Raw genomic sequence first — 26,056 nt, 5'->3', positions numbered from 1 at the left:
CAATGGCGGCAAAGGACGTCGAGATGTTCGAGGTGTCAGGATCAAATCCGCGGCGAGAGCCTAGCCTGCCCCTGCTCCAAGACAGGCCAGGCCCTCATTCGGCCGCAACCGCCTCAGCCGGCGCGACCTTTCTCTTCCAGGGGGCGTCGTAAAGATCCCAGACTGGATTGTTGATGGCGAGGTCCATGTCTTTGGCAAAGATGGCAAAGCCGTCGTAGCCATGATACGGGCCGGAGTAGTCCCACGAATGCATCTGGCGGAATGGAATGCCCATCTTCTGCACCGGGTACTTTTCCTTGATACCGGAGCCTACGAGATCGGGGCGGATCCCCTCGATGAATTTTTCCAGTTCATAACCGGTCGCGTCGTCGTAGATGAGCGTGCCTTTTTTCACGTAATGGCCGGTGCGCTGATAGTCGTCGTTGTGGGCGAACTCGTAGCCGGTGCCAACGATCTCCATGCCGAGATCCTCGTAGGCCGTGACCACGTGACGAGGGCGCAAACCGCCGACGTAGAGCATCACGGTCTTGCTTTGGAGGCGTGGTCGGTATTTGGCGATGATGGCGTCGACCAAAGGCCGGTACTTGGCAATGACTTTCTCGGTCTTTTCCTCAATTTCCGGCCCGAAATGCTTGGCAAGCTTGCGCAAAGAGGCTTCGATCTGCGACGGACCAAAGAAATTGTATTCCATCCATGGAATGCCGTACTTTTCCTCCATGTGCCGACAGATGTAGTTCATCGACCGGTAACAGTGGATGAGGTTGAGCTTGGCCTTCGGCGCCCGCTCCACTTCGGCAAGCGTGGCGTCTCCAGACCAGTTGCCGACCACGCGCAACCCCATCTCCTCCAGGAGGATGCGCGTGGCCCACGCATCGCCGCCGATATTGTAATCGCCGACGACGTTGATGTCGTAAGGACTCGCCTCGAACTCGACATCCGTTTTCTCGAAAACCCAGTCACGGATGGAATCGTTGGCGATATGGTGGCCAAGTGATTGCGATACGCCGCGGAAGCCCTCGCAGCGCACCGGCACGATCGTCTTGTCGTGTTCCTTCGCCTTCTTGCGCGACACAGCCTCGATGTCATCGCCAATCAGACCGATCGGGCATTCCGATTGGATGCTGACGCCTTTGTTCAGCGGGAATAATTCCTCGATCTCATCGATGATCTTGTCCAACCTCTTGTCGCCGCCGAAAACGATGTCTCTTTCCTGGAAGTCGGAGGTGAACTGCATCGTCACGAAGGTGTCGATCCCTGTCGTGCCGACATAATAATTGCGACGCTGCGACCAGGAATATTGGCCGCAACCAACCGGTCCATGGGAGATGTGGACCATATCCTTGATCGGCCCCCACACGACACCTTTGGAACCGGCATAGGCGCAGCCGCGGATGGTCATAACGCCCGGAATGGATTTGATATTCGATTTGACGCTGCATTCGGAAAGAACGTCGTCCTCCTTGTCGGTCGCGTCTTTGCCCGTTGCAACGCCGAGGTGCTTGTTGCGGCGCTTCGCCGCCTTGTCCGGATATTGCGACAGCACGTCCGCTATAAGCTTTTCATGCAAAGCGCCGTTTTTCTCGTAGTCGAGGCTCATAGGGCCTGCCCTCTTTTAAGGTTCGGATGTCGCCTCGCGCTGAGGCGCGTTCTCGGGAAGGACGCGCCGGGTCAAGGGCCGGCGCGTCCGTCGAAAGCGGCGGTTATTGGGCGGCCGCCACCTTCGATTCCTTGGCCTGAAGTTCCGCAAGCATCTGCTCGTCGGTCTTCATGATGCCGAAGTCGAGCAGCATGTCCTCGAGCTCTTCCATGGTGATCGGGGTCGGGACGGTCCCTTGACCCGAATTGGCATGAATTTTCTCAGCCAGGGTGCGATATTCTCCGGCCTGTTTGGAATCCGGCGCATACTGGATGACCGTCATCTTCCTGAGCTCGGCGTGCTGGACGATGTTGTCACGCGGCACGAAATGGATGAGCTTGGAATTGAGCCTGGAGGCCAGGGCCTCGGCGAGGTCGATCTCGCGGTCCGTCTGGCGCTCGTTGCAGATCAGACCCCCGAGCCGCACGCCGCCTGCATGGGCATATTTCAGGATGCCCTTGGCGATGTTGTTTGCCGCGTAAAGCGCCATCATCTCGCCGGACATGACGATGTAGATTTCCTGGGCCTTGTTCTCGCGGATCGGCATGGCGAAGCCGCCGCAAACGACGTCGCCGAGCACGTCATAGGAGACATAGTCGACATTGTCGTAGGCGCCGTTTTCCTCAAGGAAGTTGATGGAGGTGATGACGCCGCGGCCGGCGCAACCAACACCCGGCTCTGGGCCGCCGGACTCTACGCACTTGATGCCCTTATAGCCGATTTTGAGCACGTCCTCGAGTTCGAGGTCTTCCACCGAACCTTCCTGTGCCGCTAGATGCAGCACGGTGTCCTGCGCCTTCGAGTTCAAGATCAAGCGGGTGGAGTCGGCTTTGGGATCGCAGCCGACGATCAGGATCTTCTGGCCGAGATCGACAAGGGCTGCGAGCGTATTTTGTGAGGTGGTGGACTTGCCGATGCCCCCTTTGCCGTAGAATGCGATTTGACGCAAATCTGACATGTTGCCTTCCTTCTTTCGTTCCATCCATCGCGGAGTACGGTCGGCAGCTCGCGCCGCCCGCCAAGAAGCGTTTCAAAACGCGTGCCAAGTTGGCGGCCGACTTGAAGGGAAACTCTCTTGATTGTTTTTCAGCTATTTAGCTGCGCCAGACATGCGCTCCAACTGGACAAGCCTTTGTCGCGGGCCCGACAAATCGGACGCAAGGTGTCGCAGTAAACTGATAAAGCCTGGCGATCGGAGGGTGCCGCAGGTTGGCCAAGACCACAGCGGGACCAAAGAATTTTTAAAATTGGAGACAATCCCACATCAAATCGTGCCACTGGCGAAGCACCCGGGTTTGCCTCAAAACAATGCCAAACCAGTTGAGACCCCAACTGGTTGTTCGGCCGCATCATGCCCCAGGATCGAAAGCGGCATATCCATGCGGCGCGACCCACACGAAACGGATAGGACAGCCTTGGCAATTTATGCGTTTTTAGACTCAGCGGTAAGCGCAGGGATCCAGGTAAGCTGCGCAATATTCCCGGTGACCGGTCGCGGACAAGCTCGCATGCCCAATGGCTTGGAAAAGTTTGAATACATCACAGCCGCATCAAGCGAGCCGGCCGTTTATCCGGCGTAAACTTTCGGACGAGTGGGCTTCATCGTCGGAGCATCTTGACGTTCCGCGGCCGGCGACGAAACCATCCGGGCAGCCTCCCGAATTAATGTCTCCCGCATCCAAAGGCTTGCCGCATCGCTATTGTGGAGCGCGGGCCATTGGACGGCCTCGGTCAATGTGGCGATCGGAAGCGGAAGCTCCATGATGCGCAGGGGCGTCGTTTTCGCACAGTGCTGCGCCAGCCGCAAAGGCATCGTCCCAATGCGGTCGGTACCCGCCAGCATGGGCGGTATCATGCTAAAGGATTGCACCACGACCTCGATACGTCGCTTGAAACCCCGCTCGCGCAAATACCACTCGTCAATGGCGGACTTGCGACTATTTCCAAACTTGACCGCAACATGGCCCATCGACATGTAGTGCTCGAAGGTGAACGGCTCTGATAGCTGCTTGTTCGTACTGCACCCTACGCACACGAATATATCGTCGAACAGTGCAGCATGAGGATGCTTCGACATGAACACTTCCGGCATAATGAGGAAGTCGACGTCGCCGCGCTGGAGGAGCTCATCGAAGTCGTCTGAAACAGGTAGAAACTCGAAGCTGATGGCAGGAGCTTCCTGCGCCATACGCTCGACGACCTTTTCAAGAAACACGAGTGTGACGTAGTCGGATAGGATGATCTTGAAGCAGCGATCCGAATGAGCCGGATCGAACGGTTCCCAGGCAATAACGGAGAGCTGGATATACAGCAAAGCCTCTCGGACGGCCACGGCGAGCCTTTCGGCACGTGGCGTTGGGACAAGTTCACGGCCAACCATCGTAAAGAGATCGTCGCGGAAATAGCTTCGCAGCCGCGCGACGGCCGCGCTCATCGCGGGCTGGCTCAGATTGATGCTTCGTGCCGCTGCTGTGAGGTTGCGCTCGGTCATGAGGGCGTCGAGCACGACAAGGAGATTTAGATCAAGACCTTTAAAGCGCATGTTTTCCTTCATCCACGGCGTGGAGGTGTGCCATACACGCCATCGATCATCGTGCCTATTGAAAGAATATAAGTTGACCGAAATCAAGTAAATCGAGTGCACAGTTGCATTGGCTCGCCCGAACGGTCGCATAAAACGGTTTTGGGGATGTTTGCGGTCTACTCTCGTTGCGCGGCTTGGCAATCTCTTAACCGGGCAACCCCCTTGGGGGCGGTCGTGAGACGACAAGACGTGGAACCTTCCACGCATCGTTGCATGGTATCGGACAAAATTTCGGGCCACTCAAGGAGCTCGGCATAAAGGCCTCCACTCACGTCATCGCGGCAAGAGCAATCGCTTGGTTCGAATATCAGAGCGAACGTGGCAAGCACCCGCCGTTGCCGAACACGCCGCCGTACGGGATCCACGCGAAGGAGATCGGCTATCAGCGCGCGTTTTAAGATCCGCTCAATCCCCATGCCTTAACGCCTTTGGCGATCTGACATCCGGTGGGGAGTCTTCAACAGGAAACTGCCGTACCGAAATGCCGGTGTAGATCGGCATCATGAACGGGTCTCAGTCCCTGAAATTGCGGAGCTGTCTTGATTTATCCATATCGTAAATAAGCGTTATCTAAACAATAGATTTGCAAACGAAGTCAAGAATCGGTTCCTATGCCCCGACTTTGATCGTTCGAAAACAAACTTTAGGGAAAGTGATGTTCAGTCATGCAATCAAAGCCGGTGCTCCCGATTTCCGCTCATTGGGCTAGGTCCGACCGCGCCTAATGTCAAATCTGGTTTCGATAAGAGGAGCAACGAACACATTCCCTTGAACGAATCCTCCCCTGGACAAGGCCAGCAAAGGCGGCGTGCGACAGCACACCGCCTTTGCACATTCCGTTGATCCGTTACTGGATTTCATAGCATCAACAGGAACACGTTTTGTCGAGACTATCCGTATCGAGTGCAGGTTCTTGCCCGCAGGAGGAACTTCCATCATCCATGAAAGGCCATCGAATGCTCAGCTCCGCAAACTCCAACCCGAAGGACCTCGAACAGATCGCGCGCAACGGCGGGGTATTTCGTCGGATGGTGTCTCGAATTCCAACCTATCTCACTGATATGCGGGAGAACCCGGCTTGGCTACCAATGTTCCTGCTGGCACGCACGATGCCGTTCCGCAAGGCACATTGGCTGACCGCAAGACAAGCGCCGCGGCTGGAAAGTCGCAAACCCTCGATGTTTGGTGACCTCAAGGCAGAGACGATCGCAGCCGAATTGAGAAGTACGGGCCTTTTTGCCGGCTTGACGCTTCCCACCGCAATCTGCGAGGAAATTGCCCGTTTTGGACATGAAACGCCTTGCTTCGGCAATTTCGACCGAAGGTTCGACTTCTTGGCCAGCGACCATGTCGAAGCCGAGGGGTGGTTTGGCAGGACGATACTAAGTGGCCACCATTACGAACGGGCGTTACGATGTGATGCCGTCGTTGCCGTGCAGCAAGATCCGCTGCTTCTCGACGTGGCAAGGCATTATCTCGGCGGCAACGCGAGATTGATCACCACGCGGACGTGGTGGAGCTTTCCGACGAAAAATGCTTCGGATGCGGATCTGAGCCGCGCTTCCTTCAAGTTTCACTTCGATCTTGATGATTGGCGGATGCTGAAGTTTTTCTTTTACCTCTCCGACGTCGATGGCAATTCCGGTCCGCATGTCTACGTGCGCGGCAGCCACAACCGTCGGCGCTTGAGGCATCAATTGACTCTGCTCGTTGGCCATCCGGCGCACGAGGTGCTTGATTTCTATGGCGCAGAAAATGCCATCACTTTGACCGGCAAAGCGGGTTCAGGTTTCGTCGAGGATCCTTTCGGCTTTCATATGGGTACCCTGGCGAAGCAGAGGCCTCGACTGATGATGGAGGTCGGTTTTGGCGTCTCAAAACCATCAAAACGCCGTTTCCATGGAGAGCCGGTTCTTCGCTAGACGAGCAACCGTTCCGGCGCGGATCCAAGTTCTGACAGACGGATTTCGCCTGTTGGAATGCACTCCGACTGCCTTCTTGGCAGGCCCTCTTCTGCCATGCAGTTGCCGCGCGGCGACCTAAGGGTCGATGATACCGTTTATGATGGAGGGAGTGCCTCGCCGCTTCAAGTCGATCTGCTGCTTTCCTCAACCAGTCACAGACGTTCCGAAAAGCCGATCGCATCGCGAAGGAAACCGTAACCTAGGGCTAGGAACGCCGCCTGCTCGCGATTGTCCGCGCCGGCGCCATGACCACCGACCTCAGCTTCGTAGAAGTAAGCGGGGCAGCCGAGTGCCTGCAGCTTTGCAGCCATCTTACGTGCGTGCCCCGGATGGACGCGGTCGTCCCCTCTTCGGGTTGCGAGCAGGATGGGCGGGTAGAATTGCCCGGCTTCGGCCGTGTGATAGGCAGACATTTGACTGAGAAAGGCCCAATCCTCCGGCTTGTCGGGATCACCCTTTTCGTCAATCCGGCTCGCGCCGGCGAGGAGCTTGGTGTAACGACGCAGATCGAGAACGGGTACTGTGCAAAAGAGTGCGCCGAAACGCTCCGGATATCGAGTTAGCATGTTGGCGATCAGGAGACCGCCATTTGAACCGCCCTCGGCAGCGATCCGTCCGGGACGCGTGACACCCCGGCGCACCAGGTCGGCGGCCACGGCGGCGAAATCGTCATGGGCAAGACGCCTTCCCGCCCTTTTTCCAGCCTCGTGCCAGCGCGTACCGAACTCGCTGCCGCCGCGGATGTTGGCCACCACGCTCGTGCCGCCGGGTTCGAGCCACAGCTTGCCTATCGCGGAGTTGTAATGGGGCAGAACCGATTTGCCGTAGTCGCCACAGGCGGTGAGGTGAACCGGCGCATTTCCGTTTCCGTTTTCCGGCCCGACCTGTGTATAGGGGATTATTTCACCATCAGTCGAACCCGCCTCGTGACGCGTGACCAGCAATCCGGATGCATCGAATTTGTCTGGATCGCGTTTCAGGACGACGGGGGCGCCGAGCCGCGGCGCCCCGTTAAGATTGAACAAGAGAAGCTGCGGCGGCGTCACTGGATCTTCAGCCGAGACAAGGACTTCCCCATTGCTCTCGTGAACTTCCGCATCTAAGGGCCAGGCTCGAACAGTCGTCGCAGCGGGCATGGTGTCCAACGTTCGGTGCGTCCAATCCTGTCGTCCAGGCGTGAACATATCGAAGCGAGGGACGAGATTGTCGAGGAGGGATACCACGAGCTTTCCATCGTTCCAGAAGAAGGACTGCAGGGCGCACCTTTCGTCCGGTTCAAACAGCGTAGCAAAGTTACGCGCGCCGGCGATGAACGAGGACAGGGAGATGCCGATCAGTGCGTCAGCTGCATGGGTCGTCCCTCCGACCGTCCATGCGTTACGCAACTTCACAGCCAGCCAATCACCGAAGACGTTCCAGCTAGCATCTCGAGGAAGATCGATCTTGGTCTTCGGACCGCTCCTGTCGCCGATCCAGCCGACCGTATTGAAAAAGCCCCGCTCGATGAACCAAACGCGTTCGCTTGCGGCGGTACGATCCAGAAAGCCGAACACGAGGATGGAATCGGGACCCGCCGCGAAGATAACCGGTGCGGCGAGCGGATCGGAGTCACGCGTCCACAACCGCACTGTGCGCGCATAGCCGGAGCGCGTGGCCATGCCATCGCCGAGAGCGATGGAAAGCAAAAGAGTGTCGTGATCGAGCCAGGCAACATCGCCTTTGGCCTCCGGGAGATTGAAGCCGTCGGTAACGAGGCTTCGCGTGGTTAGATCGTACTCGCGATGCACGACCGCATCGCTGCCACCCAGCGACAGGTGAAGGACGGCGCTTTCGCATCTGCCCGGTTCGATCGAGGCACTGTCCCATATCCAGTCCTTTCCCTCGGCCTTGGCAAGGGCATCCACGTCGAGAACGATCTCCCACTCCGGCTCCGCCGCCATGTAGGCGGCGAGTGTTGTTCTGCGCCACACGCCTCTCGGGTTTTCGGCATCGCGCCAGAAATTATAAAGGTATCGGTCCCGGCGCGTGATCCCCGCAATCTTGTCAGGGCAGTCGAAAATGCCCGCGAGCGTGTCGCGGTCTCCTTCGAACGGCGGCCCGCCAAAACGCGAAAGCGTTCGCGCCGATTGCTCAGTGACCCAAATCAAAGCTTTCTCGCCATCGATGTCTTCGAGCCAGAGATAAGGGTCGTCATCGGGGGCATTCAGTGTCGGCCGAGCATCGATAACACTCATGTGCGAAAAACTCCTAATCGGGAAGACTCCGTTGTGCGGGGAGGTAAGTCTGTGATGGCGGGCACGATGGCCGTACGATCTGTCCCGAGAACGGATGGTATTGTCCTTGCCTGGTTTTGTGTTGCCGAGCCTCCGAAGGTGAGAAACACGTGGCCGTTTTAGCCGAACAAATGGATTTGGCCCTGCCAGAAATCGTTACTGCTCCGTGGCCGCTGGCGATGATCTCCGCAAACGGAGCAATCGTCAGACGGTTCGGTCTAGGCTCGCGGAAAGCTCGCACAGTACTTCGGCCTCCACTCAGCTCCGCAGGAAAAACCGTAGCTGGCGCGGCAAAGAAAAGGCGGTCCTCCATTTGGCGCAGAAGGGCTGATCACCGCCGCACCCACCGACTTTTATCCGACGAATGCGAAAGTCCGGTAAGCACAGGTTCATTGAAACCAGCGGGGGTTCATTGGCGACTATTGGTCGAGCCGAGTTATTATGAGAATCGCCGCCACTCCAGCAATCGAGCGTTCCGATGCCAAGCGGGCAACGGTCCTTCGGGCTGAATGCGGATCTGCGCCAGACTTGGCATGATGCCTTTCTCGTCATTCTGTCGGATCGATCTCGGCACAGGTCGTCGTTCCTATCACCTCCTGGCAAAGGGAACTTCAAAAGCCGTGCCAGCTGCGCATAGAGCGTGAAATGACCCGCTATCCCAACGGTTCAGGCATGGATGCGTCAGTTGGCGAACACGTCGGTGTCGCGGACGGAACAAACCCGACATCGTCCCCTCGATCAAACGTAAGCGCGAATTTCGCCGCACCTTTTTGCATTGAGCGTGTTTTGGCATGAAGTGTCCACTTAACGGAGGTGGACACCACGTGATTGAGAGCGATGAACAGAAACTGGCGGTGAGGCGGATTTTGCGCAACGGCCGCCGTCGATACGATCCGGCGTCGAAAGAGCGGCTGGTTGCTGCCTGCCTGGAGCCCGGCGTGTCGGTATCGCGGCTTGCGCTTGAACATGGGATCAATGCCAACCTTCTTCGGAAATGGATAAAGACGGCCAAGGACGCCGTTGCTTTGCCGCCACCTGCGCTGTCGGCGTTCATTCCGGTTCAAGTCAGCGCTGCGCAGCACAGTTTGCCGATGCAGAGCAGTTCGGTGGGCTGGCCTGCTTTGCCTGGTGAGGAGCGGCTGTCGAGGTCGTCGCCACTCCCAGCCAAGGTGAGCGCGGCTTTGCCGAATGGCGTGAAGCTGACGCTGGAATGCGGTGATGTGGATGCATTGACGGCAATCATCGGAGCTCTCGGCCATGTTCAGACTGGGCGCTGATCTCAACGTCTATCTGCATCGCGAACCGATCGACTTTCGCGCCGGCATCAACAGCCTTGCGGTCCTGGTGCAGGAGGTGATGGAGCTTGACCCGTTCGCGCCTGCGATCTTTGCGTTTTGCAATCGCCGCCGCCAACGACCGACATTCTACATACGGTTTTCGATATTCGACGATCGCATATCCGTGGCATCCGCTGTTCGGCTGCAGGGTGCAGGTCTCGCGTTATCGCCGCGGGAAGACCCTGATGTGCATCTATACGGACGAGCGTCCCGATCACCTCTCCCGTGAGCTGCCGAACTGGATGTTCGACGAGAGTTATTGCAGCGGCATGAGGCTTGGATCACCCGAGATCAGCATTGATGGCCTGAATGAATTGGCGGCCGCGTTGGCGTCGTTCGGCGCGACTCAGGCAGGAGGCGCAAGCTCTCGTCCTTCGAGGAAGAAGGAGAAGGGTAATGCGAAACAGGCGACATCAAAATCGCGACCAACTCGTTCTGGAGTTGGAGCGTCAAAATCGCCAGATTCCGGTGGTCAAGAACGTCAAAGGACTGGTGGAAACGCTGGCGGATCTTCTGTTGGAGGCTTTGGGAGCGAGCAAAACGGCGAAGACGGGAGGCGTAGATGAACACGAAGATCACGTCTGACCATCTGGGCCGCGCCGCGATTGTCTATGTCCGCCAGTCAACCATGGCGCAAGTGACGGGCAATCTCGAAAGCCAGCGCCGGCAATATGATCTGGCTGGTGCCGCCGCAACGACCGGGTTTGCATCGGTAACTGTGATCGATGATGACCTTGGACGCTCAGGCTCAGGCAGCGTGGAGCGACCTGGGTTTGAGCGGCTTGTCGCGCTGGTCTGCTCGGGTAACGTAGGTGCGGTCTATTGCATCGAGGCATCGCGTCTGGCGCGCAATGGGCGGGACTGGCATCATCTGATCGATCTGTGCGCGCTCACTGGTACGCTGGTCATCGATCCAGATGGCGCCTTTGATCCAAGGCTTGTCAATGATCGTCTGCTGCTTGGGCTGAAAGGCACGATGTCGGAGTATGAACTGAGTTTGATCCGTCAGCGCGGCATTGCCGCGCGCGATTCCAAGGCGGGACGCGGGGAGTTCCGGTTCATGTTGCCTCCGGGCTTCTGCTGGAGTGAGGCGGGCAAGATCGAGATCGATCCGGACGAACATGTGGCGGAGGCGATCAGGCTTGTCTTTGACAAATTCCGGGAACTGGGAAGTGGGCGACAAGTCTTTTTGTGGCTGCGGTCGGCCGATATCAAAATGCCCGTCGTCTTGCGCAACGTGGAAGTGCGCAAGCTCGTCTGGAAGGCGCCAGCTTATCATAGCGTCATGCAGATCCTCCACAATCCACTCTACGCGGGCGCCTATGTCTTCGGAAGGCGAGCACAACGAACGTTGATCATCGATGGTCGCGCTCGCAAGGCCAACGGGCTGCGCAAGCCCAGGGATGAATGGAGTGTATTGCTGCGCGACAATCATCAAGGTTACATCACATGGCGGGAGTATGAAGAGAACCAGAAGCTTCTGACCGAGAACGCACACATGAAGAGGAATTGTGATCGCAAATCGGCGCGTGGCGGTCGTGCGCTGTTGACGGGACTGATACGATGCGGCCGCTGCGGCCGAATGATGCGTGTCTTCTACGGCGGCGCAAAGGGCAACGCGCATCGCTATCAGTGCCGCGGCGACGACGCTCGTGTGGGTCTCGGGCTTTGCATCGGAATTGGCGGCGTGAGGGTCGATCGTGCCGTGGCCACTCAGATTCTGGAAGCGGTTTCGGATCGCGCTGTCGAAGCGGCGATCTTCGCCTCGGATCAGGTTGAGCGGTCCGCAAGAGATGTTATAGCGGCAATTGAGCGGGACCTTGAAGGCGCACGCTATGAGGCGTCACTGGCCGGACGCAGATACGAGCTGGTCGATCCGGCCAAACGTCATGTCGCCCGCGAACTGGAAGCTCGTTGGAACGATGCACTGGAACGTGTGAGCATGCTTGAGCGCAAGATCGAAGAATTGTCCGCGCTGTCGACAGCACGTCCAGCAATTGATCGTGGCCGGCTTCTACAGCTTGCCCATGACTTACCGACAGCCTGGAATGCACCGTCAACCGATACGCGGACAAAGCAGCGGCTCATCCATATTCTGGTCCAGGAGATCATCTGCGATCTCGACGATACGACCAACCAGGCTGTGCTGCTGATCCATTGGACCGGTGGCCGCCATACTGAGGTACGCGTGGCGCGTGTCAAGACTGGCCGATATCCGAGCGATATGGCCCCGCCCGCCGTAGAGGCACTACGAAAGCTGGGCGGACATTGGCCAGATCGGGAGCTCGCAGTGTCCCTCAATCGGATGCTTTGCAAGACCGGTGATGGTGAGGGTTGGACGGCGGTGCGTGTTCGTGACATGCGCGAGCGGTTGGGCATTCCAGAATATGATCCCACAAAAGCGGGCAGTCCCGTGATTAGCCTGATGAAAGCTGCCGAAAGGCTCGGTATCTGCATCGGATCGGCGAAAAGCCTTGTAAAGAAGGGCATCTTGCCCGCAACGCAAATCTTGCCAGGCTCACAGTGGATGGTTCCGATTGAAGCGCTAACCTCAGAGGCTGTTCTGATAGGGGTGCAGGGTGTGGTCGGGCGACGGCCCAAGATTTATGAAGATTATCAATATGATAAGGTTGTCCGATTGCCCGGACTTTAACAGAGGGATGCATTATGAAACGCGTTGGCGCGACCGGATGAAGTTGTTGTTCTTCGATCGGTCCGGTTTTGTGATGGTCCTGAAGCGCTTGACGGAAGACAGGTTCCGATGGCCACGCCGGGAGACTGCGGTGGTGACGCTTTCGACCGAGCAGCTCCACTGGATTCTCGACGGCATCGACATTGACGCGATGGTTCGCCATCCGGTGCGGCAATATCAAGTCGCTGGCTGAAGGATATCGAATTGAGCGGTTGACGCGGCGGCATGCTTTCGATTCAAGAATCTGATGAATCGAACTGGCGAACCGACTGTTGAGGAGCTGATGGCGCGCATTGCCGCGCTGCAGGCGGAAAACCGTCAACTTGCCGAGCGCGTCGTCAAACTCGAGGAAGAGCTGGCGCTTGCTCGCTCACATCGTTTTGCGCCGAAGAGCGAAAAGCACATTGATCGCCTCTTCAATGAAGCCGAACAGGTCGCCGGTGAGGATGACAGCGAAGAAGGCGATGTCGTCGATCTTCCGGACACCGGCTTGCCGCCGGCAGAAAAGCAGGAAGGCAAGAAGCGCGGCCGCCGACCGTTACCGGAAAACCTGCCGCGCGAACGCGTCGAATATGACCTGCCCGACGATCAGAAGGCTTGCCCCTGCTGCCATCACCAAATGCATCGCATGGGTGAGGCCGTTAGCGAGCAGCTTCATATCGAGGTGAAGGCAAAGGTCCTTCAGAATGTGCGGTTCAAATATGCCTGCCGGAATTGCGACCGCACCGGCATCAACACGCCGGTCATCATTGCGCCGATGCCCGCGCAACCCTTGCCGGGCAGCATTGCCACGGCCTCGACGCTAGCCTTCGCGTTGGTGCACAAATATGTCGATGGCACGCCACTCTATCGTCTGGCACAGGCCTTCGAGCGCGCCGGCGTTCCTGTCAGCCGCGGTGCTCTGGGGCACTGGGTGATCGGCTCGAGCGAGAAGCATCTCGTCCGCATCTATGACGCGCTGAAGCTGCGGCTTCGATCACAGTCTCTCATCCATGGCGACGAGACGACTGTTCAGGTCCTGAAGGAAAAGGACAGAGCGGCCACCGACACATCCTTCATGTGGGCTTATCGCAGCGGTGAGGACAGTGCCGAGCCGATCGTGCTTCTCGATTATCAGCCGGGCCGCGGACAGATCTATCCGCAGGCCTTTCTCGGCGATTACCGCGGCATATTGATGAGCGATGGTTATTCCGCCTGGCGCACGCTGGAGGGGGCCACCCACATTGGATGTATGGCCCATTCAAGACGGCGGTTTGTCAATGCTCTCAAGACGAGAAACAAACCCGGCGGCCCACCGGAGCAGGCCCTCAAGTTCTTCGAACAACTCTACCGGATTGAAAAGCAAGCGCGCGACGAAATACCGGATGACGGCGAAACGCGAGATCATTGCATTCGCCGCTTTCGCCAGGAACATAGCGTTCCCATCCTGAATGCCCTGAAAAAATGGCTCGATGAAATCGCCCCGAAGGTCTTGCCGGACAGCAAGCTTGGCGATGCCATCTCCTACACGCTGAACCAATGGGAATATCTGACGCGTTACACAAATGATGGCAGGATGCCGATCGACAACAACCTTCTGGAGCGTGACATCAGGATTTTTGCAACTGGCAGAAAAAGCTGGCTGTTCAGCGACACCGTCGATGGAGCAAAGGCCAGCGCCGTGGTCTACAGCCTCATGCTGACATGCCGGGCTTGCGGCGTCGAGCCACTGGCCTACTTGCGCCACGTCCTCACCGAATTGCCGCAGCGCGCCGACGACGCCGACATCTCTGACCTGCTGCCATTCAACTTTCCAAAGGCCGCAGCGGCCTGATCAACGCAGAAACCGTTCCCAAGTCGAACACCGCGCCGGAATCGCGGGCGTCAACGTGCAGGGAAATGAGCGTTTACGATCAAACTACAACGCAAAGACTTATTGAGGTTTCAGGCGAGCGCGTGCCGGTTCATCACAGACCTGGTAATCGCGCCAATCGGCCAGAAAGCGGCACTACCGTCGGGAAGCTGACAGACAATTGACAGGGGCCGAGGCGCTGTTTGGCAAGCTGTTTGCTAGCAGAGCTTGGGGCAGCAAAGTCGACAAAGCATGGTCGGCAGCCAGTGGCGACATTGGGTTCTACTAATCAGCCCACAGGAGGAGCGGCGGCGGATGACATGCATTGTCGGTTTGATCAGCAACGGATCTGTTCACATCGGGGGCGATAGCGCTGGTGTGGCCGGCTATTCGCTTACCCTCCGAGCCGATCGCAAAGTTTTCCGCAACCGGGACTTTCTCTTCGGGTTTACCTCTTCGTTCAGAATGGGCCAGCTATTGGCACATTCCCTCAAGCCGCCCAAAAGAGATCCTGAAACGGATGTCTATGCCTTCATGGTGACGGATTTCGTCGACGCGCTTCGCCAGTGCCTGAAGGATGGCGGCTACGCACGGCGGCAGGACGAAGTCGAGCGCGGCGGCACCTTCCTCGTCGGCTATGCCGGAAGGCTTTTCAGAATTGACGATGATTACCAGGTTGTTGAGCCGGTCGATGGCTTTGACGCCTGTGGATGTGGTCAGCAAATAGCACTGGGCGCGCTCTTTGCATCATCAAGCTCACCGCCTCGCGAAAGGTTAGAGTTGGCTCTGAACGCCGCCGAGCGTTTTTCCGCTGGGGTACGCGGCCCATTTCACTTCGAGACACTCAATCTGGCTGAGTTATGATGGTCACTACGGCAGTTGATTGTGGCGAGTTCGCCAAAGTCTAAATCGCCGTCTCTTCTGGCCAGAGATCCGGATCGTCAGCGAGGGCCGTTCGCCGTGAACCGAGACCGACTTCAGTCATATCCAGACGGCTCATCATCAAAAATTGCTCTCTGATCTCGGAAGGGAGTTATCCGGTCATGGCGGGCGCATGACCGAGCGACTTGTTGACAGCCGGGATGATCTCGTCTCCCCAGAGTTCGATTTGCCGCAGCATCGCCTGATGATCGAAATCGCCCAATTGGCAGTGAATTGCGATCTGGGACGGCTTCAGCACACTGATCTCTTCGAGCAGGCGATCGATCACCCGATTCACACTGCCGATTGGTAGATTGTCGCGCATCGTCTGAAACGACAGGTCCTGCTTGGTCGGGGTTTCCTGCAGAAGATAGCCATCCTCGGTTTGTTGGCGGCGCTGATGAAGCGCTTCCGATAGCCGGCGCTGGAAACGGGCGTTGTCGAGATAGCTGTTGATCTCCGTTTCGTTGTCGCTGGCATAACAACAACGCAACAGCGAAATCTTGGCATCCGCGGCATCCTTGCCTTTTGCGAGTGCCGCGTTCTCGATGCTCTCGCGAAGCTTGCTTAAAGCGCCCAAGCCATCGTGGAATGCCGTGACGAAAAGATTGTGTCCTTCCCGATAGGCCCGGCCCATGTTGTATCCGGACGCCGTAGCGATCCAGATTGGGGGGGCCGGCTTCTGGATAGTCCGCACCGAAATCGCCGTCGGTGGTACCTTTAAATATTGGCCGTTGTGCTCAAAAATGTTTTGCGTGAGGCCCTTGAGAAGGACGTCCAGATATTCCGAACAAACAGCGGGCGCCTCATCGATATCGACACCAAAGCGGTCAAACTCAAACTGCTGATATCCAGAGCCGACGCCGAGCTCCAGGCGGCCGCTCGAAACGATATCGGCGAAACCTATCTCGGAAAGCAGACGCTGCGGTTGATAAAGCGGCAATACGCAAACACCAGTCCCGAGGCGGATGGAGTTCGTCCGGCCGGCGCAATGGGCCACCATCATCAAGGGCGATGGAACGAGGCTATAGTTGTTGAAGTGGTGTTCGGCAAACCATGCGGTGTTGAAGCCAGCTTGCTCCGAAAGGACTGCCTGTTCGATTGAGTTGCGGATGATTCTGTCGGCCGATTGATGATAGCCCCGCTGGGAGGCAAGGATGAAGGTCGCAAATTCCATAACGTTTCCTCATTCACGTTGGGTCCATTCGCGAATGGTCAGCGGGCACGTATCCGTGGCCTCGGATCCAATCCGCTTTTTTCGGTATTCGGGGCTTTCAAACAAAATCGCTTGCCGTTCCCCGGCCGCAAGTGCTCCTTAAAACTGTCAAATTCGATGACGCTCCGCATGCAGTTTGGCACACAGTGTCGTTTTCGATTTCCCGTGAATGTTTCCGATCGTGGGAGAATACAACATTGGCCGAAGTCAGCCGCCGCCGACGTAAAGGGTCGAACCGTTGATGTATGAAGCATCTGGCGAAGCTAGGAAGAACGCGGCGTTTGCCATGCCTTCGAACTGCCCCCCGCCAAGGGCTGGGTTGCGGCGGCTGATCGCGTTCTGTGCGCTATCAGGTGTGTGAATGAAGCCAAGAGCAATCGTCGCAGTCCGAATGCCAACCGGCCCGAGTTCGGCCGCCATGCAGCGGGTCAGCATTTCCAAGCCCGCTTTTGATGCGCCATATGCATGGCGCTGGGCAATCGTCAGGGAGCGGTTGATGGATCCGATATTCAGGATTACCCCGTCGGGCCGCATCATTTTGATAGCCTCACGCGCGCAGGTGAAGGCACCGGTGAGGTTGACATCAATTACGCGCGCGATCTCGGCAGGCGTTTGCTCAACTCCCGACTTGCAACTGTCGGGCCAAGCGGCACTGTTGACGAGAACATCAAGCCCCCCGAACCGCTCCCGCAAATCGTCGAACAGTGCTACCACCTGCATTTCGCTTGCAATGTCCACGGATTTTCCAATGTGCTCGCCGCCGAGGGATTTTGCGAACTTCGCCGCCGCGGCGCCGTTTATGTCGGCGAGTACGACGGTATCGCCATTTGCTGCAAAGCGGCGAGCAACGGCCGCGCCTATGCTGGTCGCGCCGCCCGTGACGAGGACAATCCGCTTATTGGTTGATTGTGGCGGACGGGAAAGTTCGGCTTGTGGTATTTCGCTTACTCGCGGGTGCGCGTCGCCAGGCTGGTTGAAGGACATCCACCCGCCATCAATTGTCAGCACCGTGCCGTTGATACAATGCGCATCCGGGCTGGCGAGAAACCGCACGGCTCGTGCAATTTCGTCCGGACGCGCCATGCGCCCCATCGGCACACGGCTGCGCACCGCCTCTAAGTTCGTCTGGCCAGCGTGTTCCAATTGCGCGACCATCGGCGTTCGCACATAGCCCGGCGCCACTGCCATCACGCGGATGCCAAGTGAAGCCAACTCGCAGGCGAGCGACTTCGTAATCGAGATAAGGCCCGCTTTCGAAGCAGCGTAGGCGTTGCGTTTTGGATTGCCAATTATCCCCGCCATCGAGGCGACGTTGATAATCGCAGCACCTGGCTGCATCCGCCGTGCGGCTTCGCGAGCCATGAGGAAGGGCCCGATCAGATTTACCGCCAATACGCGTCGGAAGTCGTCGATGGGGGTCTGCGTGGTCGCGGCCATGCTGGGCCCCATCGCCGCGTTATTGACAAGAACGTCGATGTGGTCGAACTGCGCGTCGATCCGCTCATAAAGGGCAAGGATGTCCTCTTCCCGTGAGACATCGAATTCAAGTCCGAGATCCGCAGAGCCGAAACCGCGAGCCAGTTCAAGCACACCGCTGTCCGGGAGGTCCGCGGCAACAACAATGTCCCCGACATTGAGATGAGCGTCGACGAGTGCGCGGCCGATCCCGCCTGCAGCGCCTGTAATGATGACGACGCGTTGCTTTCTCATGAGGAATTCTCCTGACCGTTTCCCGGACCTTTTTTTTCCGGACAACCATCCCGACATGGCAGTAGACAGAGACGTCGCGTGATTTCCATTTCGCCGCCGACGAAGATCTGAAACCGCTCATCACCGAGGCTTTTTCGCCATGTGGTCTTCACGTTTCTGAAGAAAACGACGGTTCAAGAGCGCATAGACCGGATCGATTGGATATGATGCCCCGATCGGCTGCCGGAGACCGAAACGCTCCGTCTCGGAGGTCACTGGCGCGGGCTGTTCCTCGAACCAATCGTAGACGACAGTCCGCTCGGCGATGCGCCACTCACCTTCCCTTTTCTGAAACAGATCGCAATAGCGGCCGCACAAGAGAACCTGACGTATTGTCCTTGCCCCGTCCGCTCCGCGTTGCAGCGCAGTGAAGTAACTCTCGACGGCAGCCTTTGCCGGGTCGATGAACTCGATCAGAACGTTCGTAATCTGATGGATGTTGCGAGGTTCGGTCTTGAAGACACCGCGCGCGAGCTCTATGAATCCCTCTGCCGAGCCGGAATAAGCGCCGTGATTGTCATGCGCATCCGGCCAGTACGCACTGCGTAGCGCCGCCTCGTCTGCCCGATCTATCCCGCGACAGTATCGGTAAAGACAATCACGGATCGCCTTGCGATCAAGTAATTCGGTAATTTGTTCCTGACACATCGCTTTGTCGCTAATTCCAAGATGGGGAGAGGCACTCGTGTATTAAGTGACGTGGCAACGACGCCAGGATGCTCGTAGCCGGGGACCATCGAGGAGCTGCTGCACTTTGCACCTGGCACGGGGCGGCCCGCCAATATGCTTCCCATCTGTCAAACCGTCGTTTGGTTCGACGTGCGTAAGTTCGCTCATCCGCGGTTGAAAGTTATCGGGGATATGGCCCGTCAGACCGTTCGTTCTTCTGGCTTCCATTGTTCTCTTCTTTGACTAAATCCGACTGGACGATTTAATACGGTCCGCCTTCCCTCCTGCCGACCGGATCGATTAATGGTTTACAGGTCAGCATCGCCATTACAGCACCCACGCCATTCAAATCTCACGCCAACGCGACCGGTGTCGCCGGACGGGGTGTCTCCCCGTTTAATTTCAAATGCTTAGCGTGGAACGGCGAGAGATTGACCTAACAAAGCTCGTGTCGGTTATCTGACAAATTGGACAGTGTGTGCGTTTGAATCTTTACGACGCCGCCTCTGAGGTGTTCGCTATTCAGCCCTAAGTCGGGAAGAAACATTGAGAAAACTTTTCGCGGGCTCGCTCTGCAAAGTTGGCATGGTTTTTGAGGTTGTTGCAAACGCAGTGAGAGCCGCCGAGACATATTTCTCTCGTTGGTCGCTGCGTGGAACACTGGATCATCTAGGCCCAAAGCTAAATGAACGGGCCCGTCAGCTTGAGCATCCCGGACAAAGAGCCGTAGCACGTTCGAGACGTCTCCAACATCGTTCGGTGAAGAATTGCGGAGAAATGGAGGAAGAGCGACTTTTCAAACGCGACGAAACTTCTCGACATTAGGTTCAACGTAATCGAGCTTGCTCTCCCAAATGGCGTTGAACGGATGCAGTTGTACACTGCGGCTTTTCAGAAGGTCTCAGTTCTCCATCTGACATCGAGAAGCCCTCAAAACCTACATGGGGCCTTCACAGTGGCAGGGCGAGGTTAAGACATGTTCACCCAAAGTCTTCCCCCATGCGGCTTTTCAATAGTTGTCAAGTTCCACGGAAGTCTCATGCATGATCTGTCGGTTTTTAGGACGGCTGTCGCCGAACTCGAGCGCTTGGTCGAGCGTGGACATCGAATTTTGGTAGTTCCTGGCGGAGACTTAAACGACAAGGCGATGGAGCGTGTTGACGACCTATATCGTCCCCCATCGGTGATGACCCACCACGCGTGCGCTCGTGTCCAAGACGAGACAGGATATTTGCTGGCGAATCGTGCCTTTTCTTCGAAACTTGTTCCGTCTGCAACGTTGAGCGAATGTCGGAGCCTGGCAAAGGTTGGCAAAATTCCAGTTCTGCTTGCCTCGCGCATGCTCTTCACAACGGATTCGGTCGAATGGAGTTTGGACATAACGTCTAACGCTGTGGCGGCGTGGATTGCGTGGGTAACCAATGCTCCGCTACTGGCAATTCTGACCGATGTAGACGGCGTCTATCGCAATGCGGCAACTCACGATCCGGAGGCGTTCATCGAGGAAATAGATGCCCACGATCTTGCCGAGCTTGGTCAGGCGTCAGTCGATTCTTGTGCAGCCCATTTCATGTCATTGCGGGGTGCTGCGGGGGTCGTTATCAACGGCACCCATCCAAACCGGCTGCGTGATTGGACCGAGGGAAAGCATGTGAAAGCGACCTACATCACCACAAATGAAAGGATCCCATCATGTTCGCCTTAGTTAACGACAATGCCGATCTTCAAACGGATGATCATGGTACCTTCCTGCGGCACGTTCTTTCAAAATCTCGTCATCAATCACAGTGACGGCGGCTCCGCATCCTTGATAGGCTCGATGATATCGGGGCGTTCTTGGCGAGCCCACATCCTTGCCGATCGGCCACATTGTCATCAGTACGGCGGGAAACTGTCTCATTAGGTCGTCAGGATAGGCTCCGCAGACACCGCAGCGAGGCTGACCGCTTCAGCGTACCAATGCTAATCACGCGCGCGGAAGATACCGACTTTCGCCGAAGACGGTTCACCATAACGCAGCGGGTCCGTCGTCGAGCTTCGCGACCTCCTGCCCAATCTGCCCGGCGCTTGCTTCGGCGATGATCCAGTTGTACGCGGCCCGCATACCTGCAATCGCTGCACGCATCGCATGGTTGACCCAGATGACATTCGAGATGCCAGCCTCATGATGCGCTGAAATGACTGTGCGATAGTAATTCGAAGGCGCAATCATGATAGGAAGCCGTTTCCATTCCTTCGCAAAGGTGAGAACGTCATGCGCTTTCGCTTCCCCCGAGTGGATCAGGATTGCATCGGCGCCGGCGTTCGCGTAGGCGTCTGCGCGCAATAGGGCCGCCTCGAGACCGTAACCGGCGATCAAGGCTTCGGTGCGAGCGACAAGCACGAGGTCATTTCCCGTCGCATCCTTAATCGCCTTTAGGCGGCTGGAAAACTTTTCGATATCGTCCAGCGGAGGACGATTGCCGACAGAGGAATTCATTTTCGGGAAGCTCTTATCATCGATGCACACACCAGAGGCACCATGCTGCAAGAGCTTTGCTGCCATTAACCGCGGGCCATTCATGTTCCCGAAGCCGGAATCGCCATCGGCGAGGATCGGCAGGCCGCTGGCATCCGCCATTCGTTCCATCACCTCTATCAAATGTGTCCAACTTGCCTCCTTGACGTCGCGATAGCCGAGGCTCTTCGAAATGCACGGGCCAGACGCCCAAATGGCCTTGAAGCCCGCCTGCATGGCGACCGCCGCGGAAAGCCCGTCATGCGCTCCCATCAGGTGCGTCAGGTCCGGGGAGGAAATCAGATCGCGGAGCGATTTCGTCGGATCCTCAATCGCCCCGATGCTCTTTGGAACGAAAACCTTTTGATCCATGTCATGCTCCATCGGAAATCGGAAAGTGCCAAGCGCGGCTAAAATCATCGACGCAAGTTGCATGCCGGATGAGCGCGGGCGGCCGCGCTGCACGACTTGCCCAGGCCGGCGGCCAGTCCTTGCCAATCGTCGGTCTCCCGACATTCTTGTCCCGTTTCGAACATCAAAAGGTTGGCGAATGGACACGCGAGGCAAAACCTAATCATTCAGTAGCGATGACACGGGAGAAATTTTAATCTCACTGCGACCGGACACGCCGGCGCCTTGCCGAAGAGATGGAGGGTGGCGCATGTCCCAATCTGGATATGATCGAGAGCAGCAACGGCGGCACATCAGTCGGTGCTATGAGAAGAACGGTCTCGGCAAATCGCGTGCCTAAAAGCGCGAGCACGGCGGCCAGGTCAAAGCCCGCCGGCGGTACTCGTTCAAGGATCTGACACGACTATCCGGAACGGTTCCGTCTTTTGCGAATATCCGAGGCTTCCCGATAACAAGCGACCAACCGATGTCACCGCGGCGGAGGTCATTCGAGGTGAGAAGGTTGGGTCAGCGCCCTTGTTCGAGGCGCTCCTACTCAAACCAAGTGTCCTTCGGCAGTACAATGATTTTCTGCATTAAAGCCAAATGGCATGGCGCTTGCTTGACCAATATATCGACCGAGATCGGATATGCAGCGGCAATCGCCAAACATCGGGTCAATTGTCTGTATGAGGACCAGTTAGATGAACATCAAAAAGAAGGTTCCCTTCGTCACATTCCGGACGCGTGTTCGCGATGAGGCCCTACCAGGGCCGAACCCTTATCGGTGGAAAGACAAGACATCGGACGACTATTTCCGCGGCAAGCGCGTCATCTTGTTTTCGCTGCCAGGCGCCTTCACCCCCACCTGCACCAACCAACAGCTACCGGATTTCGAAAGGCTTTATGGGGAGTTTCAAAAGAAGGGCATCGATGAGATTTATTGTCTCTCCGTAAACGATGCATTCGTCATGAACGCCTGGGGCAAGTCCGTTGGACTTCACAACGTCAAGCTCATCCCCGACGGGTCGGGAGAATTTACTCGCAAGATAGGCATGCTCGTCGCCAAGCACAATCTCGGCTTCGGAATGCGCTCCTGGCGCTACGCGGCGGTGGTCGATAACGGCGTGGTAGAGCAGTGGTTTGAGGAAGAAGGCTTTTCGGACAACTGTCAAACCGATCCCTATGGCATTTCATCGCCGCAAAACGTCCTGGAAACGCTGAAGGCCACGGCCGCAGCATAAGCACCGGAGGACTAAAGCCTCATAAAATGAAAAATTAGCGCGACTAAGTACCAAGATCGATAGGAGTTTCGCTCTTAGGATGCAGTATTTAGCAAGCCTTCTCCAGCGCCAAAAGCAATCGCTGGTTATTACGCCTCAGCTCATCCAATCTATTCGCTTGCTGCAACTGGCGCATGGCGAACTGCATCAGTTCATCGAGCAGGAATTGGAGAAGAACCCGTTTCTGGAACTGGCTTCAAGCGCCGGCATCACTTCTGACGATGTCGTTTCGACCTCGGAGAACAGGCCCGATACTGCCACACAGGATGGCAAGGTTGATGCGCCGACACGGCTCGAGGCTCCCGAGCCACTTGGAGAATGGAAATCAATTCGAAGTTCCGCCAGCGCTTCGTCAGAGCACCCCCCGGGCTTCGAGGAGTTTGCTGCTTCTACCGAAACATTGCACGACGATGTCGCCCGGCAGATCGCCCTCACAGCATTCAGCTCACGAGATCGGCTGATTGCCGGTGCGCTTGCCAATCATCTGGAAAGCACTGGATATCTTCAGGTGCACCTATCAGAGCTGGCGGCAAGGCTGGGTGTCCACGAGGCTGACGTCGAGCGAGTCCTCGCGACCTTGCAGCATTTCGATCCACCTGGAATCTTTGCACGAACTCTTAGGGAATGCCTCGAGATACAGTTACGGCAGCAAGATCGGTTCGACCCTGCTATGGAAGCGCTGGTCGCAAATCTTGAGTTGGTTGCACAACGTGACTTTCGCGCATTGAAGCGGCGCTGCGGTGTCGACGACGACGACCTTCTCGACATGTTGCATGAGATCCGGACACTCGATCCGAGGCCCGGAAACCGGTTCCAATCGGGACGGCCGGAGGCCATCATACCGGACGTTCGAGTTCTGCCCTCGACCGCAGGCGGGTGGCAGATCGAACTCAATCCCGAGATGTTGCCCAAGGTGCTCATCAACCAAACCTATTTTGCCGAAGTCTCTCGTCTGACCGCGCATGATACCGGTGATCAGGCATTCCTCAACGAATGCTTCCAGAACGCGAACTGGTTGGTTCGCAGCCTCGATCAGCGGGCCAAGACGATCCTTAAGGTAGCAACTGAAATCGTCCGCCAGCAGGATGTCTTTCTGGAACGCGGCACTGCCTATCTTCGGCCTCTCAATCTTAAGACTGTCGCCGACGCGATCGAGATGCATGAGTCGACGGTGAGCCGTGTGACTTCGAACAAATACATGCTCACCCCTCGCGGCGTGTTCGAACTGAAGTATTTTTTCACGGTCGCGATTGCATCCTCGGAAGGCGGCGAGGCACACTCGGCCGAAGCGATCCGCCATCGCATCAGGGCAATGATCGCCGCGGAAACGGAGGACAGTGTGCTCTCCGACGACAATATGGTCGCCCAACTTCGGGAAAGCGGGATCGATATTGCGCGCCGCACCGTCGCAAAATACCGGGAAGCAATGAATATCCCCTCTTCCGTTCAACGTCGTCGAGAGATCCGTGCGGGATTTGTATAGGCGCCGACCAAGCGCTGACGATCTTGCACTGCTCGCGAAAGCGACTTAACGACGGGCTTCATCCGTTTCGGGGCCGAAGCACGCGTTAAAATCACTGCATTCCTGACAGCTGGGAGCGGCGCAGAGCGAGAAACCTTCAGCCTCGCAGAGCTTGCGGTAAAGGTACTTCTTCCACCTCATATTGTTGGTATTGCCTGCCGCTAGCGTCGGAAAATGCATGGCAAACAACCGACCAAGCTCGGCTCGGTCAAATAGACCAAGGTCCTGCCATAGATGGTCGTCGCGCAGGGCACGGCGGGCAATGATTTTAGCAAACCGGGCGCTGAATGGATCGTTTGGACGGGCATGCGAAAGTAGCAAGTCACGCAGGAGCTCTTCCTCCGTGCCGAGCTCTGGATCGCTCGCCTCTTCCGGAAAAAAGGCGTCGAGAAGCTTGGCATGAAAACTTCGTGTCAGGATGTCCCGCAGCTCGGCGCGAGAAAGCCCGGTCGCCTCGGTCGCCGACGCCTGGCCAGCTTCAATCTCCTGAAGCGCTCGCGAAAAGACACAGGTAAGTACATAGTCGTCAAAGTCTATCTCCAAGCCCATTCGCAGCCATAGCCTGGCATTGGATGACTGTGAATGTCGCCACCGATCAGACATTAGTATCCTGGGACTGATGCTCTTTCCCTTTAAGATCTGGAATTGATGCTGATCTGACACGGCGCTTTTGCTCCTTCGTTTCATTGATCAAGGTCGCCTGCAGCTATAGCGGCCATGACGAGAAAGCTTCAAAAATTATGCCAGCCTGGCGATAAACAGCGTCGGCACAACTCTCCGGGAGTTTCTCAACAACGTGATGAGCGTGCAAATACAGATTGGCCAACGCAAAATGTCGGCTAATCGACAAACCAGACAATCGTTGTTGGTACCCAGGGCCTTTCCCGGTGCGCCTGCTACAAACCTTTTCCCAGCTACGATGACGGCAACGGCGTGAAAATGGCGCAGTGATGTCTTTGGCGGGCGTCCCCAAATCATGGGTGACTGCTCCTTTTTGATGTTGGACGTTCAGTGATGTCGGGCATTGTCGGGCATGCGCATGCATATTGCCAGCGGAAGATCCGACGCCTGCTCAATGCTTTTCTCTTTGGCACGGCACATGCAAGGTCATTTGCAAATTTCCCGACGACCAATGAGAACCATATTTATGATCACGCTCACAGAGAACGCCGTTGCCGCCATGAAGATTGCGCTCAGCCGAGCGGACGAGCCGGCCGAAGGCCTGCGCATCGCGGTCGAGACCGGCGGCTGCGCCGGGCTCAAATACCTGATGGGACCGGAGAGCGGCCCACGCGAGGGCGATGCGATCATCGAAACAGGCGGGATTACACTGTTCGTGGACGTAGGCTCTCAACCACACGTCAACGGCATGACGGTGGACTTCGTTACACGGCTGGAGTCCTCAGGATTTGTCTTCGACAACCCCAACGCGGCAGAGATGTGCGCTTGTGGCAAGTCCTTTGCCTGACCATCCGGGGTTGGTGTGAAAAGT

Annotated in this window: 20 protein-coding genes and 1 pseudogene; 11 read left to right on the top strand and 10 right to left on the bottom strand. The window is 57.0% G+C overall.

What is annotated here, in order from left to right; all coding sequences use genetic code 11:
* Positions 1-94: 94 nt before the first annotated feature.
* From nifD to CCGE531_RS31175, 3 genes are all read right to left on the bottom strand, one after another.
* Positions 95-1,597 carry a nitrogenase molybdenum-iron protein alpha chain gene (gene nifD, locus CCGE531_RS31185; protein WP_004126105.1) on the bottom strand — a complete coding sequence of 501 codons (1,503 nt, stop codon included), beginning with the start codon at positions 1,595-1,597 and terminating at the stop codon, positions 95-97.
* Positions 1,598-1,700: 103 nt separating this feature from the next.
* Positions 1,701-2,594 carry a nitrogenase iron protein gene (gene nifH, locus CCGE531_RS31180; RefSeq protein ID WP_004126102.1) on the bottom strand — a complete coding sequence of 298 codons (894 nt, stop codon included), beginning with the start codon at positions 2,592-2,594 and terminating at the stop codon, positions 1,701-1,703.
* 609 nt (positions 2,595-3,203) lie between these two features.
* Complete coding sequence (locus CCGE531_RS31175; RefSeq protein ID WP_120670837.1) at positions 3,204-4,178, bottom strand: LysR family transcriptional regulator; 975 nt, start codon at positions 4,176-4,178, stop codon at positions 3,204-3,206.
* Positions 4,179-5,176: 998 nt separating this feature from the next.
* Here CCGE531_RS31175 and CCGE531_RS31165 point away from each other — a divergent pair.
* Positions 5,177-6,142 (top strand): hypothetical protein, encoded by a 966-nt coding sequence (locus tag CCGE531_RS31165; protein WP_120670833.1) that lies wholly within the window; start codon positions 5,177-5,179, stop codon positions 6,140-6,142.
* A gap of 194 nt (positions 6,143-6,336) precedes the next feature.
* Here CCGE531_RS31165 and CCGE531_RS31160 read toward each other — a convergent pair whose 3' ends face one another.
* The gene (locus CCGE531_RS31160) at positions 6,337-8,418 is read right to left on the bottom strand and encodes a prolyl oligopeptidase family serine peptidase (protein ID WP_120670831.1); all 2,082 of its coding nucleotides are present in this window, start codon (positions 8,416-8,418) and stop codon (positions 6,337-6,339) included.
* Positions 8,419-9,284: 866 nt separating this feature from the next.
* Here CCGE531_RS31160 and CCGE531_RS31155 point away from each other — a divergent pair.
* The 6 genes from CCGE531_RS31155 to CCGE531_RS31125 all read left to right on the top strand — a co-directional run bounded on the left by CCGE531_RS31155 (position 9,285) and on the right by CCGE531_RS31125 (position 15,181).
* Complete coding sequence (locus CCGE531_RS31155) at positions 9,285-9,734, top strand: transposase (protein ID WP_120671011.1); 450 nt, start codon at positions 9,285-9,287, stop codon at positions 9,732-9,734.
* An 86-nt stretch (positions 9,735-9,820) separates the two neighbouring features.
* Positions 9,821-10,360: a hypothetical protein gene (locus tag CCGE531_RS35075; protein ID WP_245459606.1), complete on the top strand. Its 540-nt coding sequence runs from the start codon at positions 9,821-9,823 to the stop codon at positions 10,358-10,360.
* A complete protein-coding gene (locus CCGE531_RS31140; RefSeq protein ID WP_120663868.1) occupies positions 10,357-12,447 on the top strand; it encodes a recombinase family protein in 2,091 nt (696 codons plus the stop codon). Before CCGE531_RS35075 ends, CCGE531_RS31140 begins: the two co-directional genes overlap by 4 nt.
* Entirely contained in the window at positions 12,401-12,679 is a 279-nt protein-coding gene (tnpB, locus tag CCGE531_RS31135) for an IS66 family insertion sequence element accessory protein TnpB (protein WP_120670827.1), read from the top strand. Before CCGE531_RS31140 ends, tnpB begins: the two co-directional genes overlap by 47 nt.
* Before the next feature lie 54 nt (positions 12,680-12,733).
* Positions 12,734-14,299 carry an IS66 family transposase gene (locus CCGE531_RS31130; protein WP_004118315.1) on the top strand — a complete coding sequence of 522 codons (1,566 nt, stop codon included), beginning with the start codon at positions 12,734-12,736 and terminating at the stop codon, positions 14,297-14,299.
* Between the two features lie 333 nt (positions 14,300-14,632).
* Positions 14,633-15,181 carry a hypothetical protein gene (locus CCGE531_RS31125; protein ID WP_120671010.1) on the top strand — a complete coding sequence of 183 codons (549 nt, stop codon included), beginning with the start codon at positions 14,633-14,635 and terminating at the stop codon, positions 15,179-15,181.
* A 169-nt stretch (positions 15,182-15,350) separates the two neighbouring features.
* On the opposite strand, the gene CCGE531_RS31120 is transcribed toward CCGE531_RS31125, so the two are convergent.
* The 3 genes from CCGE531_RS31120 to CCGE531_RS31110 all read right to left on the bottom strand — a co-directional run bounded on the left by CCGE531_RS31120 (position 15,351) and on the right by CCGE531_RS31110 (position 18,851).
* The gene (locus CCGE531_RS31120; protein ID WP_120670825.1) at positions 15,351-16,415 is read right to left on the bottom strand and encodes an LLM class flavin-dependent oxidoreductase; all 1,065 of its coding nucleotides are present in this window, start codon (positions 16,413-16,415) and stop codon (positions 15,351-15,353) included.
* Between the two features lie 246 nt (positions 16,416-16,661).
* The gene (locus tag CCGE531_RS31115; RefSeq protein WP_120670823.1) at positions 16,662-18,164 is read right to left on the bottom strand and encodes an SDR family oxidoreductase; all 1,503 of its coding nucleotides are present in this window, start codon (positions 18,162-18,164) and stop codon (positions 16,662-16,664) included.
* A 120-nt stretch (positions 18,165-18,284) separates the two neighbouring features.
* A complete protein-coding gene (locus tag CCGE531_RS31110) occupies positions 18,285-18,851 on the bottom strand; it encodes a nuclear transport factor 2 family protein (RefSeq protein ID WP_120670821.1) in 567 nt (188 codons plus the stop codon).
* Between the two features lie 997 nt (positions 18,852-19,848).
* On the opposite strand from CCGE531_RS31110, the gene CCGE531_RS31105 reads away from it, so the two are divergent.
* On the top strand, positions 19,849-20,577 hold the full coding sequence (locus CCGE531_RS31105; RefSeq protein ID WP_120670819.1) for an aspartate kinase: 729 nt from the start codon (positions 19,849-19,851) through the stop codon (positions 20,575-20,577).
* A 77-nt stretch (positions 20,578-20,654) separates the two neighbouring features.
* Here the strand turns inward: CCGE531_RS31105 and CCGE531_RS35070 are convergent.
* Both CCGE531_RS35070 and CCGE531_RS31100 read right to left on the bottom strand, forming a co-directional pair.
* Positions 20,655-20,784 (bottom strand): annotated as a pseudogene (locus CCGE531_RS35070) (SOS response-associated peptidase); the annotation flags it as partial.
* Between the two features lie 93 nt (positions 20,785-20,877).
* Entirely contained in the window at positions 20,878-21,741 is an 864-nt protein-coding gene (locus tag CCGE531_RS31100; RefSeq protein ID WP_245459604.1) for an isocitrate lyase/phosphoenolpyruvate mutase family protein, read from the bottom strand.
* Positions 21,742-22,463: 722 nt separating this feature from the next.
* Between CCGE531_RS31100 and CCGE531_RS31095 the strand changes: the two genes are divergently transcribed.
* Both CCGE531_RS31095 and rpoN read left to right on the top strand, forming a co-directional pair.
* Positions 22,464-23,003 (top strand): peroxiredoxin, encoded by a 540-nt coding sequence (locus tag CCGE531_RS31095; RefSeq protein ID WP_120670817.1) that lies wholly within the window; start codon positions 22,464-22,466, stop codon positions 23,001-23,003.
* Positions 23,004-23,082: 79 nt separating this feature from the next.
* On the top strand, positions 23,083-24,525 hold the full coding sequence (gene rpoN / locus CCGE531_RS31090; RefSeq protein ID WP_120670815.1) for an RNA polymerase factor sigma-54: 1,443 nt from the start codon (positions 23,083-23,085) through the stop codon (positions 24,523-24,525).
* 45 nt (positions 24,526-24,570) lie between these two features.
* Here the strand turns inward: rpoN and CCGE531_RS31085 are convergent, their stop codons facing one another.
* Positions 24,571-25,167, bottom strand: coding sequence for a nitrogen fixation protein NifQ (locus CCGE531_RS31085; RefSeq protein WP_205587003.1), 597 nt, complete (start codon positions 25,165-25,167; stop codon positions 24,571-24,573).
* Positions 25,168-25,711: 544 nt separating this feature from the next.
* Between CCGE531_RS31085 and CCGE531_RS31080 the strand changes: the two genes are divergently transcribed.
* Positions 25,712-26,032, top strand: coding sequence for an iron-sulfur cluster assembly accessory protein (locus tag CCGE531_RS31080; protein WP_004126065.1), 321 nt, complete (start codon positions 25,712-25,714; stop codon positions 26,030-26,032).
* The last annotated feature ends 24 nt before the right edge of the window (positions 26,033-26,056 follow it).

Source organism: Rhizobium sp. CCGE531, from assembly GCF_003627795.1.
GTDB lineage: Bacteria > Pseudomonadota > Alphaproteobacteria > Rhizobiales > Rhizobiaceae > Rhizobium.
The sequence above is the reverse complement of the archived record's forward strand: the minus strand, read 5'-3'. Positions and strand labels throughout refer to the sequence as shown.